The 15,933-nt window shown below is 62.1% G+C and carries 12 protein-coding genes; 4 read left to right on the plus strand and 8 right to left on the minus strand.

Annotated elements, in window-relative coordinates; translation table 11 throughout:
• The first annotated feature begins 71 nt into the window (after nucleotides 1-71).
• Nucleotides 72-1,232, plus strand: coding sequence for a hypothetical protein (locus J3O30_RS17740; protein ID WP_207581544.1), 1,161 nt, complete (start codon nucleotides 72-74; stop codon nucleotides 1,230-1,232).
• Nucleotides 1,233-1,291: 59 nt separating this feature from the next.
• Here J3O30_RS17740 and J3O30_RS17745 read toward each other — a convergent pair whose 3' ends face one another.
• Nucleotides 1,292-2,116 (minus strand): RNA methyltransferase, encoded by an 825-nt coding sequence (locus J3O30_RS17745; RefSeq protein ID WP_207581545.1) that lies wholly within the window; start codon nucleotides 2,114-2,116, stop codon nucleotides 1,292-1,294.
• A gap of 7 nt (nucleotides 2,117-2,123) precedes the next feature.
• Nucleotides 2,124-2,510, minus strand: a complete 387-nt coding sequence (locus J3O30_RS17750) for a hypothetical protein (RefSeq protein WP_207581546.1) — start codon at nucleotides 2,508-2,510, stop codon at nucleotides 2,124-2,126.
• 41 nt (nucleotides 2,511-2,551) lie between these two features.
• Between J3O30_RS17750 and J3O30_RS17755 the strand changes: the two genes are divergently transcribed.
• Together J3O30_RS17755 and rpoH are read left to right on the plus strand one after the other, a co-directional pair.
• Nucleotides 2,552-3,577 (plus strand): RluA family pseudouridine synthase, encoded by a 1,026-nt coding sequence (locus tag J3O30_RS17755; RefSeq protein WP_207581547.1) that lies wholly within the window; start codon nucleotides 2,552-2,554, stop codon nucleotides 3,575-3,577.
• Between the two features lie 180 nt (nucleotides 3,578-3,757).
• Nucleotides 3,758-4,666, plus strand: a complete 909-nt coding sequence (rpoH, locus tag J3O30_RS17760; protein ID WP_007630673.1) for an RNA polymerase sigma factor RpoH — start codon at nucleotides 3,758-3,760, stop codon at nucleotides 4,664-4,666.
• A gap of 208 nt (nucleotides 4,667-4,874) precedes the next feature.
• On the opposite strand, the gene J3O30_RS17765 is transcribed toward rpoH, so the two are convergent.
• Nucleotides 4,875-7,379 (minus strand): hypothetical protein, encoded by a 2,505-nt coding sequence (locus J3O30_RS17765; protein ID WP_207581548.1) that lies wholly within the window; start codon nucleotides 7,377-7,379, stop codon nucleotides 4,875-4,877.
• 60 nt (nucleotides 7,380-7,439) lie between these two features.
• Nucleotides 7,440-8,738, minus strand: a complete 1,299-nt coding sequence (locus tag J3O30_RS17770; protein WP_207581549.1) for an adenylosuccinate synthase — start codon at nucleotides 8,736-8,738, stop codon at nucleotides 7,440-7,442.
• Nucleotides 8,739-8,929: 191 nt separating this feature from the next.
• On the opposite strand from J3O30_RS17770, the gene J3O30_RS17775 reads away from it, so the two are divergent.
• A complete protein-coding gene (locus J3O30_RS17775; protein ID WP_207581550.1) occupies nucleotides 8,930-9,847 on the plus strand; it encodes a DMT family transporter in 918 nt (305 codons plus the stop codon).
• Between the two features lie 82 nt (nucleotides 9,848-9,929).
• Here the strand turns inward: J3O30_RS17775 and J3O30_RS17780 are convergent, their stop codons facing one another.
• The 4 genes from J3O30_RS17780 to J3O30_RS17795 form a co-directional block, all read right to left on the minus strand.
• A complete protein-coding gene (locus J3O30_RS17780; RefSeq protein WP_207581551.1) occupies nucleotides 9,930-10,778 on the minus strand; it encodes a GNAT family N-acetyltransferase in 849 nt (282 codons plus the stop codon).
• A 372-nt stretch (nucleotides 10,779-11,150) separates the two neighbouring features.
• Nucleotides 11,151-12,977 (minus strand): GGDEF domain-containing phosphodiesterase, encoded by a 1,827-nt coding sequence (locus J3O30_RS17785; protein WP_207581552.1) that lies wholly within the window; start codon nucleotides 12,975-12,977, stop codon nucleotides 11,151-11,153.
• Nucleotides 12,978-13,109: 132 nt separating this feature from the next.
• Complete coding sequence (locus tag J3O30_RS17790; protein WP_207581553.1) at nucleotides 13,110-14,894, minus strand: IlvD/Edd family dehydratase; 1,785 nt, start codon at nucleotides 14,892-14,894, stop codon at nucleotides 13,110-13,112.
• Entirely contained in the window at nucleotides 14,891-15,802 is a 912-nt protein-coding gene (locus tag J3O30_RS17795) for an NAD(P)-dependent oxidoreductase (protein WP_207581554.1), read from the minus strand. Before J3O30_RS17795 ends, J3O30_RS17790 begins: the two co-directional genes overlap by 4 nt.
• Between the last annotated feature and the right edge of the window lie 131 nt (nucleotides 15,803-15,933).

The following is a 15,933-nucleotide window of genomic DNA, read 5'->3' on the forward strand; positions in this document are numbered from 1 at the left end:
TGCCATGCGTGTCCTGCGTGCTTAATCATCGCGGCTGACCCCGTATCAACCTTCGAATCGATGGCCGCGCCGTGATCGAATATGCTCTCTTGTTCGGATTGGGCTTCCTGACCGCGGCCTTCCTCGTTTTTCTGGTCTCACCCGCCGTTCACCGCCGCATTGTCTGGTATACCGAGAACCGCTTGAAGGCGACCATGCCGCTAAGCCCGCAGGAGGTTCGCGCCCAGAAGGATATGGTGCGCGCGCTCTATGCCGCTGAAAATGCCCGGACCGCCCAGGACCTTCTGCGTGAGCGGGAAAAATCCCTTTCGCTCCAGCTTCGCCACGACGCGCTTGCCGTCGATGCAGGCAGGCTTGCCGCCGATATCGGCGAATTGCAGGCCCAGATCGGCGAGATGCATGTCGAGGCCGCCGAGCAGCGCTCGCATCTGCGCAAGGACGAGAATTATATCAGTCAGTTGAAGACCAATCTGCATATTGCCGAACAGTCCGTTGCCAACAAGGAGAGCGAACTGGCGACGATGAGGACGCGGCTGAGCAAGCTCGGCGAACAGACCGATGGACTGAGGATCGACCTGGCTGCACGCGAAACCGAGGCGGAGAGCCTGAAATTTCGCGCCAACGCCTTGCGCGACGAACGAGACACGTTGCGCCAGGACGTCACCCTGCTGCAGAAGCGTGCCAAGGATGCCGAACAGAAATTGACGCAGCAGCAGCACATGGTGATCCGCCTGGAGGATAAGGCCGCGCGCGACAGCGCGTCGGCCGCCGAAAAAGAAACCCTGGTCACTCGCCGCCAGCAGGAGATCGTCAAGTTGAAGGAACAGTTGAAGGCCGCCAATGCCGAGATCCGCAAGGTCAACCGCGTGCTGCGCGACGCCGGTCTTGCCGGGATGGCCGCGGAGTTGCCGGCGGAGATGGCGGCCGAAGATACGACGACAGTCACGCTCGACGCCGCCGTTGGCACGGCTGAGATAGGCCAGGATGTCCGCAAACGCAGCGCCGCCCTTGCCGAGCGCTTGCAAAACGCAAAGGCCGTACCCGGGCGCGATGGCACGATCCGCGAGGAGATCGCCTCGATCGCCGCCAACATGGTGGCGCTGACCGCACTCAATGAAGGTCCCTCATCGCCGATCCGCACGCTTCTCGCGGAGGCTGCGGAAAAGAGCCCGAACGATCGCGTCAGCCTTGCCGACCGGGCAACGGCGATCATCGCCGATCCCCAGCGCTGAGACCTGCAGCAATTCAATATGCTACGGCGTCCTTCGTGTGTCTAAAAAGACGCTATAATTTAGATCCGACCCATCGCGGAAGCCATGGAAAATAGAGCGATCCCCGTCGCCGTCGCGGCGTTAAGGCTGTCGAGTTCCTCCGACTGTGGAATGCGCGCGCTCTGAAAGCGCGCAAGCAGCGCCTCCGGTAACCCCTCCCCCTCCGTGCCGACGACGAGCGCCATACGCATTGAAGCCGGAATAGCGCGGATATCGGTCTTGCCGTGCGGCGAAAGCGTCCAGATGGCAAAGCCCCGGTCGGCAAGTGCCAGAAGCATATCCAGTGCCTTGCCACCGCGCCGGTGCGGAACGCTCAGCACCGAACCAACCGAGACACGCAGCGCCTTGCGGTAGAGCGGATCACAGCTGGTTTCATCGAAGAGCACTGCATCGGCCCGGAAGGCGGCTGCATTGCGGAACATCGAGCCGGCATTGTCATGATTGGAGATGCCGCAGCCGACGAGAACCAGCGCCCGTTCCGGCAGCGCGTCGAGAAGTGCCGCCTCCCCGCGATCCTCCCGCCGGCCGAGTGCGAGTACGCCGCGATGCAGATGGAAACCGACGACGCCGTTAAGCACATCAGCCTCGGCGACAAAGACCGGCACGTCGGCCGGCAGTCGTTCCAGGATCGGCAGAACGCCGTCGACGCGGTTGCGCAGCAGCAGGATCTTCTCGGCGAAAAAGCCGCGGTCTCCCAGGTGCGCCTCGGCGAGCATGCGCAGCACGACAGTGCCTTCGGCGATGAAGCGGTTCTCTCGGCCTGTCAGGTCACGCTCGCGGATGTTGCGGAATTCCGCGACGCGCGGATCGTCGGCGCTGTCGATGGTGATCGGGACGGCGGCCATGCCGGCCTCAATTGCCCGAGACGGTGAGATCGGCGACGGTGCGGCCAGTCCTGAGATCGAAGACCAGCGCCTTACTTTTGCCCTCGGCCGTCTCGCCGTAAAACAGGATCTGCCCTGCAGAAAACGAAGTGGACTGCACCTTGAAGCCGAGCGGCAGGGAAACTGTCGCCGAAAGCGGCGCATCCGAGGGCACGCCGGAGGTGGAAATCGTCACGGCCGTGTCCTTCGGTTCGCTGTGCATCGTCTTGTAGACAACCGCCCCGAAGACCGCCATAAGGCTCACGAACATGATGGCGCCGGAAACGATCTGCAGGCGGACCATCTTGCGCCGGACACTTTCCATCGCCGGATCAAGGGGCTTCTCTTCCTGATCGTCTGGCTCGATAGCTGTCATCTGTGCGTCCCATTCTAAAAATACGTCGGAGAAGAAGCGTCTTGAGCGACCCCTTTAAACAAGCAGCCGGCAATAGAAAAGTCCTGACCGCCGACGAAACCGCAGAAGGCCGGCTCGACACTTGGCTGACGGCACAGGTCGCCGAGGAATTTTCGCGCAGCCGCATCAAGGCGCTGATCAAGGACGGCCAGGTTCTTCTGCGCGGCGAACCCGTCACCGACCCCCAGCGCAAGGTGCGCAATGGCGACAGTTTCGAGATCACGCTTCCCGAGCCGGAAGACCCGACGCCGCAAGGCGAGGATATTCCCCTCGATATCCTCCATGAGGACGACGACGTCATCGTCATCTCCAAGCCTTCCGGTCTCGTCGTCCATCCCGGGCCTGGCAACTGGACGGGGACGCTGGTCAACGCGCTGATCTATCATTGCGGCGATACGCTCTCCGGCATCGGTGGCGTGCGCCGGCCTGGAATCGTCCACCGTCTAGACAAAGACACGACAGGGGTCATGGTCGTCGCCAAGAACGACATTGCCCATCGCCACCTCTCGCTCCAATTTGCCGACCATGGCCGCAGCATGCCGCTCGAGCGCGCCTATCAGGCCGTCGTCTGGGGCCGGCCCCGCACGCTGACGGGCACGGTCGACGCGCCGCTTGGCCGCGCCACCGGCGATCGCACGCGCCGCGCCGTCAAGCGCCCCGACAGTCATGACGCCGACGAGGCGATCACCCATTACGAGGTGGTCGAGCGCTTCCAAGAAAAACCCGACGCGACCGCGCTTGCCTCACTGGTCGAGTGCCACCTCGAAACCGGCCGCACCCATCAGATCCGTGTCCATATGGCCCATATCGGCCATCCGCTGCTTGGTGACACGGTTTACGGCGCTGGCTTCAAGACCAAGGCCAATATCCTGCCCGAAGAAATCCGCAAGGTCGTCAACGGTTTCGGCCGCCAGGCGCTGCATGCCTTCATGTTGCAGTTCGAGCATCCCCGCACCGGCGAAATCATGCGTTTCGAAGTGCCGCTACCGGATGATATGGTAGAACTGGTCGAGTCATTGCGAGGATAGAGGCGTCTTCGACCCCATCTCACACCTGCGTGAGCGGCACCTTGAACCGCCGTTTCGCCACACTTATCTGTATGTTGACTTAGTGCGGGCTTGCAGTAGAGCCGCATGTCCCGGTTTGCCTTTTTTAACGCGAGAACGCGTTGCCGACGGGAGCCGGAAGCCACTTTAGGAGGGTGCACTATGGCCCGAAATACCTTGCCGTCCATTACCGCCGGCGAAGCCGGTCTCAATCGTTACCTCGACGAAATCCGCAAGTTTCCGATGCTTGAGCCGCAGCAAGAATATATGCTCGCCAAGCGTTATGCCGAGCACGGTGATCGCGACGCCGCCCACCAGCTCGTTACCAGCCATCTTCGCCTCGTCGCAAAGATCGCGATGGGTTATCGCGGCTACGGCTTGCCGATCGGCGAAGTCGTCTCCGAGGGCAATGTCGGTCTGATGCAAGCCGTCAAGAAATTCGATGCCGAACGCGGCTTCCGCCTTGCCACCTATGCTATGTGGTGGATCAAGGCCTCGATCCAGGAATATATTCTGCGTTCATGGTCGCTCGTGAAGATGGGCACGACCGCCAACCAGAAGCGCTTGTTTTTCAACCTGCGCCGGCTGAAAGGCCGTATCCAGGCAATTGATGACGGCGACTTGAAGCCGGAGCACGTCTCCGAAATCGCCACCAAGCTGAAAGTCTCGGAGGAGGAGGTCATTTCGATGAACCGCCGGCTGTCCGGCGACGCTTCGCTGAACGCGCCGATCAAGGCGGCCGAAGGTGACGGCGGCCAATGGCAGGATTGGCTGGTGGACGACCATGACAGCCAGGAAGACGTGCTGATCGAACAGGATGAGCTCGATACCCGTCGGCGTATGCTGGCGAAAGCGATGAGCGTGCTGAACGAGCGCGAACGCCGTATCTTCGAGGCTCGTCGCCTCGCCGAGGATCCGGTGACCCTGGAAGACCTTTCGACCGAATTCGACATCAGCCGCGAACGCGTCCGTCAGATCGAGGTCCGCGCCTTCGAAAAGGTGCAGGATGCTGTCCGCAAGGAAGCCCAGGAACGCGCCAAGGCCGTCCGCGTCGTCGAAGCAACGGCATAGACCTGCCGCGTGAGAATGCATGTCGCCCGGAAGTGCGTAGTGGTTCCGGAATAACGACATTAGAATGCGCCCGATAAATCGCGTTTTGATGCGACGCGCTTTAGAATTGAAGAAGGCGGGTCCTTGCGGCCCGCCTTTCTGTTTCATTCTCTTTTCGCAGCCTCGGCACCCTGTCAAAGGCCGGGAAAGCTGGCATTGCGGACGACCATCACTGACTCGTCGAAACATCCCCGAGCGCAGTCCATTCCTTGATCGCGGTATTGAAGGCGTCCGTTCCCGTGCCCCCCTTTTCCATCGTCAGTAGCGCGCGGCGACCGTTGCGGTAGGTGACTGGGATATCGATCCAGCTACGGGTCGCCATCAGATCGAGATTGGCCTTGCGCGCATCGGGATAGTCGTTGAGCGCGATCATGTGGAAATCGTCGGTGATCTTGGCCGGAACCGCGATCAGCGCGTCGCCGCGGTCCTGCTCTGTGCGCTTCATCGAGATGCGCTGGACGCTGTCGATGCTGCCGCCTTCGAAATTCGGCGGCACCGAGAAAACGATCTCGACCAGATGACTTGCCGGCAGCGACGGATCGGAATTGCGTTTGAAAGTGACGAGTGCCGAGAGATTGCGTTCCGGCACGGTGACGTTGCCTTGTACCGTCGCCTCCTGGCGGCCGTCCTGACCGGCCTCGTGCTGCACACTCCAGACGACGGATCCCTCGATCGCGGTTGGCGAGCTTTGGCCGATACGTTCCTCATAGAGGAACATCTTTTGCGACGAACCGACGGGGGCGGTCTGCTGCGGAGATGCCGCCGGGCCGTTCGGCGTCAGCGTTTCGGCTGGTGCGACATCGCCCTGGGCGCTGGCAGGCGGCGTATCGGCTGCAGCGACATTCTGTTCGGCGACCGATTTTCCTTCCGCGGTCGGCGTTCCCGGCACCGTCGCCGGTCCGCTGTCGACCTCGGTTCCATCCATCAGCAGCCGCTGAGTGAATTTCGAATTGGCCACGGCGCCGTCATTGTTCAATGACGCCACCTGCGGGTTCGGCTGGGCCGGCGCCACTGGGGTATTCTGTGCTCCTGGCGTGGTCGGCTGAGCTGGCGCCACCGCGCCCGGCTGGGCAGGCGTCGCGGAGTTAGCCGGCGGCGGCGTCTCGTTCTTGGTCGCCTGCGACGGTGCCGAACTGACGAGCCCGTCGACCATCGCCACCAGCGCCTCTCTGTTCATCCAGCCGGCATAGGCGCCGCCACCAATCAAGATGAGTGCGAAGATGAGTGTGATCACGGTGCCGATGCCGAAGCGGCGGCGCTTCGGCTCCATCCGGAAATTCTTGCCCTGCAGCTTGGAAGCGACGATCCGATCGATGTCCATCGCCGGATTGGCGTCATCATCGTCAGTGGCGACCGAGCCGCGGCGGTCGTAGCCGCGCAGCGCCTTCGCCTCGCGCCATTCCTCGCTCGGCGCGCCGCTTGCAGGCGCCGGCTTGCCGTTGTGCACTTCCGCGAAGATATCGACATCGTCGAAATGCGAGGCCACCGGCGTCTTCTTGCTGCTGCCGGCGTCGATCGGCGGCAGATCGTCGAAGGCTGCGGTCTCCCAGGAGAAACTTTCCTTGGCCGTCGGCATGACGGCCGCAGGCGCGACTTTTTCGAGGCTCGAAATCACCTCTTCGAAGGCGCGTGCCGAGACGTCGGCGGTGACTGGCGCCGTTTCCGAATATTGCCGGAGTTCCTCTTGCGCCCATTCGGTCTCGGCATCCTTCGGCGCCGGAGCCGGCGTTTCGGCGGCGGGCTCGCTCCAGACGGGATCGAAATGCGCTGCGGCATCGGCCTGCAGCGGCTCCTCGCGGCTGTGCTCGACGAATTCCTGCGGACGATCGAACTCTGCAACCGGCTCCACCAGCCGATGGGCAGCATGGTCTAGGCCGCGCGCGACGCGTTGGGAGGCGTCGATAGGCTCGTACGCCTTCTCGGCAGCCGGCTCCTCGCTTTCCACCGTCGCCGGTTCGGCCGCGAGTTCTTCGGCCTCTGCGGGATGCTGCTCGTCGGGATGATATTCGCCGGATTCCTCGTTGCGATTCTCGGCAGGCGGCTCCCAGCGCTCATCATCTGCAGGCCAAGCCTCCGCAGCGATGTCGCGCCCCTCGCTGGAATGCCATTCCTCGGCCGGCGCTTCCTCTTCATGCGAGGGATGCCAGTATGTTTCGGCAGGAACGGGTGTCTCTGCCTGCGCGGGAGCGGTGGCCTCGGCCGCAACAGACGTCTCCGGGAGGCTGCGCGCTTGCTCGGAGAGAGGTTCCTCGTCCGCCAGCTTTTCCTGGGGCTCCTGCGGCGCGGCTGCCTCCAGGTGATCCGGCTCGTCGGCGGGCTCAACCGCCTGCGGTTCCGCAGAGGCTTCGTAGGTCGGCTCTTCGACGACAGGCGCAGGTGTTGGTTCGCTTTCGTCGTGAACCGTTTGTTCTTCCGAAGATTCCGGCGCGGGGACCGCGGCAACCGCCGCCTCGAGCGGCAGCGCTTCGGAGTGTTCGCCTTCCACTTCGCGGATGGCGGCCTCGAGTTTTTCGAGCTGGCGTTGCAGCATGGCTTCCGGCGGACGCGGCTTCATGTTCTCGAGCTGCCGCTGCACTGCGCCGCGGGCACGTTCGTAGACTTTCACCCGCATCTCGGGGGTATTTTCAGCCAGGCCGTCGACGGCCCGCCGAATAACTGCAATAAAATCCGCCATCAGTACTTTCTCAAGAAGTCCGGCACCCTACCGAACTATCCTCCACAGTGACCCGTGAGCTTAATCCTCAAACGGATCGGTCACAAGTATCGTGTCATCCCGCTCCGGGCTCGTGGAAAGGAGCGCGACGGGCGCCCCGATCAGTTCCTCGACCTGGCGAACATATTTGATCGCCTGCGCCGGCAGATCCGCCCAACTACGGGCGCCGACGGTCGATTCTTTCCACCCCTCCAGCGTGATGTAGATCGGTTCGACCCTAGCTTGCGCTCCCTGGCTTGCCGGAAGATGATCAATCTGTTCGCCGTCGAGCATGTAGCCGACGCAGATCTTCAATTCCTCGAGGCCGTCGAGCACGTCGAGCTTAGTCAGCGCGATACCCGTGATGCCGTTGGTGGCGATCGATTGGCGCACGAGTGCGGCATCGAACCAGCCGCAGCGCCGCTTGCGCCCGGTCACCACGCCGAACTCATGACCTTTTTCGCCAAGGAACTCACCGATGGCGTCCTTCAGCTCGGTCGGAAACGGACCTTCGCCGACGCGCGTCGTATAGGCCTTGGTGATGCCAAGAATATAGCCGAGCGAGCCCGGTCCCATGCCGGAACCGGCCGCGGCCTGGCCGGCCACGGTGTTAGACGAGGTCACGAAAGGATAGGTGCCGTGATCGATATCGAGCAGGGTGCCCTGCGCGCCCTCGAAGAGGATACGGGAGCCCTTGCGGCGCTCCTTGTCGAGGAAGAGCCAGACGGTATCACGGAACGGCAGCACCCGATCGGCGACCGAGGTCAGTTCATCCATGATCGTCTGGTGGCTGACTTCGGCGACGCCGAGGCCGCGGCGAAGCGCATTGTGATGCGTCAGAATACGGTCGACCTTGCCGGCAAGACTGTCGAGATCGGCAAGATCCATCACCCGGATGGCGCGGCGGCCGACCTTGTCTTCATAGGCCGGACCGATGCCGCGGCGTGTCGTGCCGATCTTGGTGCCGCTGTTAGATGCCGCATCCTCGCGCATCGCATCGAGCTCGCGGTGCAGCGACAAGATGAGCGTCGCATTGTCGGCAATGCGCAGATTATCAGGCGTCACCGTCACGCCCTGGGCCTCCAGTCGACCGATCTCGGCGATCAGCGCATGCGGGTCGACGACGACGCCGTTGCCGATCACCGCCATCTTGCCCGGGCGCACGACACCGGACGGCAGCAGCGACAGCTTGTAGCTCGTGCCGTCGATGACGAGCGTGTGGCCGGCATTGTGTCCGCCCTGATAGCGCACGACAATATCCGCACGCTCCGAAAGCCAGTCGACAATTTTGCCCTTGCCCTCGTCACCCCATTGCGAACCGACCACGACTACGTTCGTCATCCAACTCTTCCTGTTACCGGCGGAAAACCGCACACCTGCTCAAACCCGCGCATCTATAAAGCTTTGTTTTTGGGAAAGCGACCCTGTTGTCACAGGTGATTGGGCTTTTTACGTGACAAATCAGCAGCCGGCAGGTTATTGCCCGTCACAAAACGCCGCGCGGCGATCGCGGAAAGATGGGAAGAACGCTTTTGCAAGCCAGGGCCTACATCTGCCTCGTTATCGCCACCCTCTGCTGGGGCGGCAACTCCGTCGCCGGCAAGCTCGCACTCGGGCATATCAGCCCGATGATGCTGACCTTCCTGCGCTGGTTTATCGCCGTGGCGCTGATCGCCCTGATCTCGGTGCCCCAGCTCAAGAGGGACTGGCCGGTGGTCAGGAAGAACCTGCCGTTGCTCTTTTTCTACGGCGTCATCGGCTACACGCTTTTCAACGCCATGCTTTATTCGGCCGTGCAATATACGACGGCAATCAATGTCGCCATCGAGCAGGCCGGCATCCCGATGCTGATCTTCCTGCTGAATTTCATGTTCTTCCGCACTGGCATTTCGCTGGCCCAATGTCTCGGCTTCGGCTTGACGCTGATCGGCGTCGCTCTGACCGCCGCTCATGGCGACCTGACAACGCTGCTGCAATTAAGCCTCAACCGCGGTGATGGGCTGATGCTGATCGCCATTGCCGCCTATTCGGTCTACACGATCTTCCTGCGCTGGAAACCGCCGCTCGACTGGCGCACGCTGATGGCGATCCCGGCATTTGCAGCCATGCTGACCTCGGTGCCGCTGCTCCTTTGGGAAGCCGGCCGCGATGCCGCGCAATGGCCGGACCATGCTGGCTGGATCATCACGCTCTACACGGCGATCTTTCCCTCGCTGGTGGCGCAGATCCTCTATATCAAGGGTGTCGTGGCTATCGGCGCCAACAGGGCCGGCCTGTTCATCAATCTCGTGCCGGTGTTCGGAACGCTGCTCTCCGTCGTCCTGATCGGCGAGACGCTGCAGTCCTTCCATGTGATCGCGCTGGTGTTGACCTTGGGCGGCATCGCGATCGCCGAAAAAGGCCGGCCGAAAGCTTCGGCCGCGACTGTTCCCGCCTCACCGGTGGATTGATGCATGTCAGGAAGTGCGCGGCGGTTCAACAAAAGAACCAAAGCGCCTCGGATGAATCAAGTTTGACGCGACGCGCATTGGTCTATCCAAGCTCCAGAGTCGTCACGCCGAAGACATGCTTTAGTGGGATGGCCGGCGCCGGCCCGCGATACATGCGTGTCGTCTCGAACACCGGTTGAAGGCCGAGGCTTTCGGCAAGCGCGACCGCCTCGTGGTTCTCCGCGGGGATATCGATGAAGATCGAAGCCCCCTTCGCCTCGGGGATCAATTCGGCAAGCAGTGCTGCGGCGCTGTCGGCATCATTGGCAAAAAGCGGGCCGATCTTGTAGCCCTCGTAGCAGCGGCGGATCGTGCCGTAACCGCGGATCTTGCCGCTTTTGCGTACCACTACTGAGCGGCGACCCTTGCGACCGGTGCACCAGGCCGCGAGGAAGGCATCGCGCGGCTGCGGAAAGATCGCCGAATCATAACGCTGCAGGCCTTCCAGGCGCGAATCCAGCACCGGCTGCGCGGCAAGCGTCGAGACCGGCAAGGAGGTGACGACGCCGCCGTAGCGAAGGGTGGAGTAGGCGGGTTCGAAGCCGGCCTTGCGGTAGTTATCCTGCTGTGCGGCGACGCCGTCAAGGCCGATCGTGCGATCGTGTGCGCTGGCGATGCCCGCCTCCCAGATCGTCCTGCCATAACCCTTGCCGCGGAAATCGGGATGAACGATGTAGAGGCCGAGGAAGGCGAAACTCTCGCCATATTTGACGACCGAGATCGAACCGACGGGGACTTCACCGATGGCGCCGACGAAGAATCCGGACGAATCGGCCTCCATGAATGCAAGCGAATCATCGAGGCCTGGGTTCCAGCCCTCCTGACGCGCCCATTCGAGCACGAGTTCCAGTTCGCCGGGCCGCATCGAACGAACGGCAAATTCCGAATTCATGCGACTTTCCCAGATTGCATGTCCCGCAAGTCCATCCCGGCAATGTCAAAGTAATTGTCAGGTCCCCGACTCCCCGATTGCACCTGCGAATGATGGAGAGCCGCGTTGATGGACGTGACGACGCGTATAATCATTTTTCGAGGCAATGCAGAAAGCTTGGTTTCCGCATTACCATGAAACAATGCCGATGCAAGCTCAAGAAAATTACTTGCGCGCCAATTATCCTCCTGCGAGCGCGAATAAAACGCCGCGCCGAAAAGATATCGCCTGGCCGTTCCGAAAAAGAGAAAAGCATTTCGGCCGAAATCACTTCCGCAAGCCGGGAAAACCGCTGTTGAAACCGGGCGCGGCGGCGGTCGCCGCGCCGACGGATCACCGGGCCGTTCCGCTCATCACGGTCTTCTGCTTTTCGATCCCGCTCGCCATCGGCGAGAAAAGACGCGCTGTCTCGGCCGCCGGTGCGGGATAACCAAACGCGTAACCCTGCAGGCCATCACAGCCGAGTTGCGCCAACACGACGGCATGCGCCTCGGTCTCGATGCCCTCGGCGATCACCTCGACGTCGAGCGCCTTGGCGATTTCCACGATCGAACCCACCACGCGCCGCTGCTCGGCGGAGCTGACAACCTCGGCGATGAGCTGCCGGTCGATCTTCAACCGTTTCGGCCGCAGCTTAACGAGACCGATGAGCGAGGCATGGCCCGATCCGAAATCATCGATCTCGATGTCGATACCCATCTGTTTGATATCGCCGATATGATCGAGCAGTCTTTCGTCGCTGTCGTCGAGGAAAATCGTCTCGACCAGTTCGAAGACGATCGCGGCGGGCGGAATATCGAGCTTCCTCAGCTTGCCGAGCAATGTCGGATCGGCAAGGCGCGACCCCGAGATGTTGACGGCGATGCGTGGAACCGCAAGGCCGCGAGACAGCCAGGACAGCCGGTCTTCGAGAACGCTCTTGAGGATCGCCGCATCGATCTCCGCCGCAAGCCCGTGCTCGTCGGCGATCTTCAGGAAAATCCCTGGGGCGAGCACGCCCTTGTCGGGATGTTTCCAGCGCGCCAGCGCCTCAAAGCCGATGACTTCCCGGGTCCGGGCGTCAAGCTGCACCTGATAGTAGGGAACGATCTCGCCGCGCTCCAGCCCCAGCTTGAGCTCTTCGGCGAGGCGGCGCTTGGCGCGCAGATCCTCCTGTAGTTGCCGCGTGAAGAATTCGACGCGGTTGCGCCCGAGCTTCTTCGCCTGGTAGAGCGCCAGATCGGATTCGGCAAGCAGGTTGCGCGCCCGCCGATCGCCGCTCCAGGAAACACCGATCGAGGCGCCGGATTGCAGCATCTCGTGGCCGAAGCGGATCTTCTTGCGCAGCCGACGCTGAAGATCCTCGGTGATCAGCTTCAGCTCAGTGAGATCGCTGAAATTGACCAGTACGATGACGAATTCATCACCGCCAACGCGGGCGACCATGCCATTTGCGGGAATGGCGGCGGTGATGCGAAGCGCTGCGGCCCTGAGCACGGCGTCGCCTGCCGCATGGCCGTGACTGTCATTGATCTGCTTGAACTGGTCGAGGTCGAGATGCAGGACGCCAAGCGTCGTGATGCTCTTGTCAACCGGCAGTTCGGTGAGCCGCTTGTCGAGAAGCCGCCGGTTCGGCAAGCCAGTGAGATAATCGTGATCGGCGACGTGCTCGATGCGCGCATTGCTTTCCTCGAGCGCCACCGCCTTCGCCTCGGCCACCATTTTCTGTCGCGCGAGCTCGGCATTGAGCACTATGTCGGCAGTCACATCCCATTCGGCGCCGATGAACGAGGGAAGCCCCTCTGCATCCACATAGAAATGCGCGCGTGAACGCAGATAGCGGATTTCGCCGCTCGGCAGTACGATCCGGAATTGCGAATTATAGGCGCCGCGTGTTGCAATCGCCTGGTCGAAGTCGCGTTCGGCCTGCTCACGATCGTCGGGATGGATCGCATTCGACCATAACCATGCCGGCACGTCCCGACATGTCTCGCCGGTCTCGTAGAGACGGTGCATCTGCGCATCCCACAGGATCCCGCCCTTTGCGATGCTGTGTTCCCAGACACCGATCCGGGATGCATCGAGAGCGAGTTCGAGCCGGCGCAGAAGATCCTGGAACTCTTGTTCGGATCGTGTGGGTCTATTTTCTGGCAACGCGGTCTCAGCCTTAGGAGCTTCCATAATTGCAATATGGTCTCAAGCCGGCATTAATGAAGCCTTGTGCCGATGATCGAACTAGTCACTAGGTGAACCGTCCGTTACGACTTTCCCCTTTTGGATCAGAGAACTTGCAGTCCACGGCGCCCTTCAGGATCAGTGGTTGTGCCGCGGCGGTCTTTTGGCGATCTGACGAAATTCCGCCGCTCCCTCCAGAACTGCGCCGTCGGACAACTGCGTGACCGAGCGGCGGTAGATCTGCTGCCATGGCGTCGCGTCCGCCGGCACCGGCGGAATTCCCTCTGCCTTGCGCCGTTCGATTTCAGTCTCGTCGACCAGCATGTTGCAGCGCCCCTGATTGAAGTCGATGCAGATGACATCGCCGGTGCGAAGCCAGGCGAGGCCGCCGCCGGCAGCACTTTCCGGCGAAGCATTGAGGATCGAGGGGCTGTCGGCCGTGCCCGATTGGCGGCCATCGCCGATCGTCGGCAGGCTGCTTATGCCGCGTTTCAGCAGGTGATCCGGCGGCTGCATGTTGACGACCTCAGCCGAACCCGGCCAGCCGAGCGGCCCGGCGCCGCGGATGACAAGGATGGTATTTTCGTCAATGTCGAGTTCAGGATCGTTGATGCGCTTGTGATAGTCCTCCGACCCGTCAAAAACCACCGCCCGGCCCTCGAAGACGCCCTCGCGCGCCGGCTCCTGAAGGTAGCGCCGGCGGAAATCCTCCGAGACGACACTCATCTTCATGATCGCGAAATCGAAGAGATTGCCCTTGAGAACAAGGAAGCCGGCTCGCTCCTTCAGCGGTTCAGCGAATGGCCGGATAACCTCGCGGTCGCGCGCCTCCTTGCCCTGCAGGTTTTCGGCCATCGTCCTGCCCGTCACCGTGCGACAGTCGCCATCGAGCTTTCCGGCCTGCAGCAATTCCCACATGATCGCCGGCGTGCCGCCGGCGCGATGAAAACGCTCGCCGAGATAGGCGCCCGCCGGTTGGACATTGGCCAGCAGCGGGATATCGAAGCCGTGCACCTGCCAGTCGTCGGGATGAAGTTCGACGCCGGCGTGTTTCGCCATTGCCGCCAGATGCGGCTGTGCGTTGGTGGAACCGCCGATCGCCGAATTGGTGCGGATGGCATTGAGGAAAGCCTCGCGGGTCAGGATATCCGACGGCTTCAGATCCTCGAAGACGATTTCGACGGCGCGCCGCCCGGTACGATAGGCCATCTGGCCGCGTTCGCGATATGCGGCCGGAATGGCGCCGCAACCGGTCAGCGAAAGGCCGAGTGCCTCGGCAAGGGCGTTCATCGTCGAAGCCGTGCCCATCGTATTGCAGTGGCCGACTGATGGCGCTGAATCGAGCGCCGCCTGCAGGAATTCTTCCCGATCGATCTCGCCTGCCGCATATTTTCGCCGCATCCGCCAGATCACCGTGCCGGAACCCGCCAGTTCCCCCTCGTGCCAGCCGTCGAGCATCGGACCGCCGGAAAGCACGATCGCCGGAATATCGACCGTCGACGCAGCCATGATCGCCGAAGGCGTGGTCTTGTCGCAGCCGGTCGTCAGCACGACGCCGTCGAGCGGATAGCCGTAGAGGATTTCAACGAGGCCGAGATAGGCGAGATTGCGGTCGAGCGCAGCCGTCGGGCGCTTGCAGTTCTCGAAGATCGGATGCGTCGGAAACTCGATCGGAATGCCGCCGGCATCGCGAATGCCGTCGCGCACGCGCGTGGCAAGCTCGACATGAACCCTGTTGCAGGGCGTGAGATCGCTGCCGCTCTGGGCAATCCCGATGATCGGCTTGCCGGATCGCAATTCTTCCGGCGTGATGCCGTAGTTCATGAAACGCTCAAGATAGAGCGCTGCCATGTCGATGTGGTCGGGATTGTCGAACCAATCCTGGGAACGCAGGCGCCGCTTCGGAGAATGGCTGTCAGTCACCTCTTTCCTCCCGGCAGGGCATTCTTCTCTTCGAGATGGAGGAGCAGGGCGCTATGATCTTTTTCGCCATTGCCGTTTGCGACGAATTCGCTGAATTCGGCGTGCACCGTCGCAGTCAGGGGCAGCGTCAGCGACAAGGTGTCGGCCGTCTCCATGGCGGCGTTCAGATCTTTCAACTGGTTGCTCGACGAACCGCCTGGAGTAAACTGCCTTTCGACCATGCGCTTGCCGTGCAGTTCAAGGATACGGCTCTCGGCAAAGCCGCCGCGAATGGCGTCGCGAAAGGCTGCCGGCGAGCCGCCGCCGGCTGTAATCAACATCATCGCTTCGGCAACGGCGCCGATCGTTACCGCGACGATCTGCTGGTTGGCAAGCTTGGCAAGCTGGCCTGCTCCGCTTGGGCCGACGCGGGTCACGCGCCCCATCGGCGCAAAGACATCTGTAAGCGCATCGACGACGTCCTTGTCGCCGCCGGCCATGATGGCCAGCGTACCGGCATCCGCCCCGACGACGCCGCCGGACACCGGCGCATCGACATGAGCGATACCGCGTTCGGAAAGCCTGGCAGAATGGTCGCGGGCGAAATGCGGGGCGATCGAACTCATATCGATAACGACGGCGCCTGATGTCATCGCATCGACCGCTCCGCGGTTAAACAGCACGTCCTTCACCGCCTCGGCGTTGGTCAGCATGGTGATGACGACATCAGCGCCTGAAACGGCATCTGCGGGTGTTTCCGCGCAGATCGCGCCGTCTCCTGCGAGGGCCTCGGCCTTGCTGGGATCACGATTCCAGACGGCGACGGCAAAACCCGCGCCAAGCAGCCGACGCGCCATCGGCGCTCCCATCAGGCCGGTGCCGAGAAAGGCGATCCGCCTCCCGTCATGACCTTTGCTCGAACCTGTCATTCAGTCCTCCCAACTGTTGTTCGTCTTTGATAACCCGCTCACCCGCCGTTGCAACTATTTTGGTGATGCATCGGCCTGAAAACGATACGGGCGGGAACCGAAGTTCCCGCCCGATTTACTCGACAAAGGAA

The organism is Rhizobium sp. NZLR1 (assembly GCF_017357385.1).
GTDB lineage: Bacteria > Pseudomonadota > Alphaproteobacteria > Rhizobiales > Rhizobiaceae > Rhizobium.

Excerpts from the sequence above, each read along its gene's own strand:
- J3O30_RS17745 (WP_207581545.1), bottom strand. The coding sequence starts at position 2,116 with ATGGCCGCCGTCCCGATCACCATCGACAGCGCCGACGATCCGCGCGTC.
- J3O30_RS17750 (WP_207581546.1), bottom strand. The coding sequence starts at position 2,510 with ATGACAGCTATCGAGCCAGACGATCAGGAAGAGAAGCCCCTTGATCCG.
- rpoH (WP_007630673.1), top strand. The coding sequence starts at position 3,758 with ATGGCCCGAAATACCTTGCCGTCCATTACCGCCGGCGAAGCCGGTCTC.
- J3O30_RS17765 (WP_207581548.1), bottom strand. The coding sequence starts at position 7,379 with ATGGCGGATTTTATTGCAGTTATTCGGCGGGCCGTCGACGGCCTGGCT.
- J3O30_RS17770 (WP_207581549.1), bottom strand. The coding sequence starts at position 8,738 with ATGACGAACGTAGTCGTGGTCGGTTCGCAATGGGGTGACGAGGGCAAG.
- J3O30_RS17780 (WP_207581551.1), bottom strand. The coding sequence starts at position 10,778 with ATGAATTCGGAATTTGCCGTTCGTTCGATGCGGCCCGGCGAACTGGAA.
- J3O30_RS17785 (WP_207581552.1), bottom strand. The coding sequence starts at position 12,977 with ATGGAAGCTCCTAAGGCTGAGACCGCGTTGCCAGAAAATAGACCCACA.
- J3O30_RS17795 (WP_207581554.1), bottom strand. The coding sequence starts at position 15,802 with ATGACAGGTTCGAGCAAAGGTCATGACGGGAGGCGGATCGCCTTTCTC.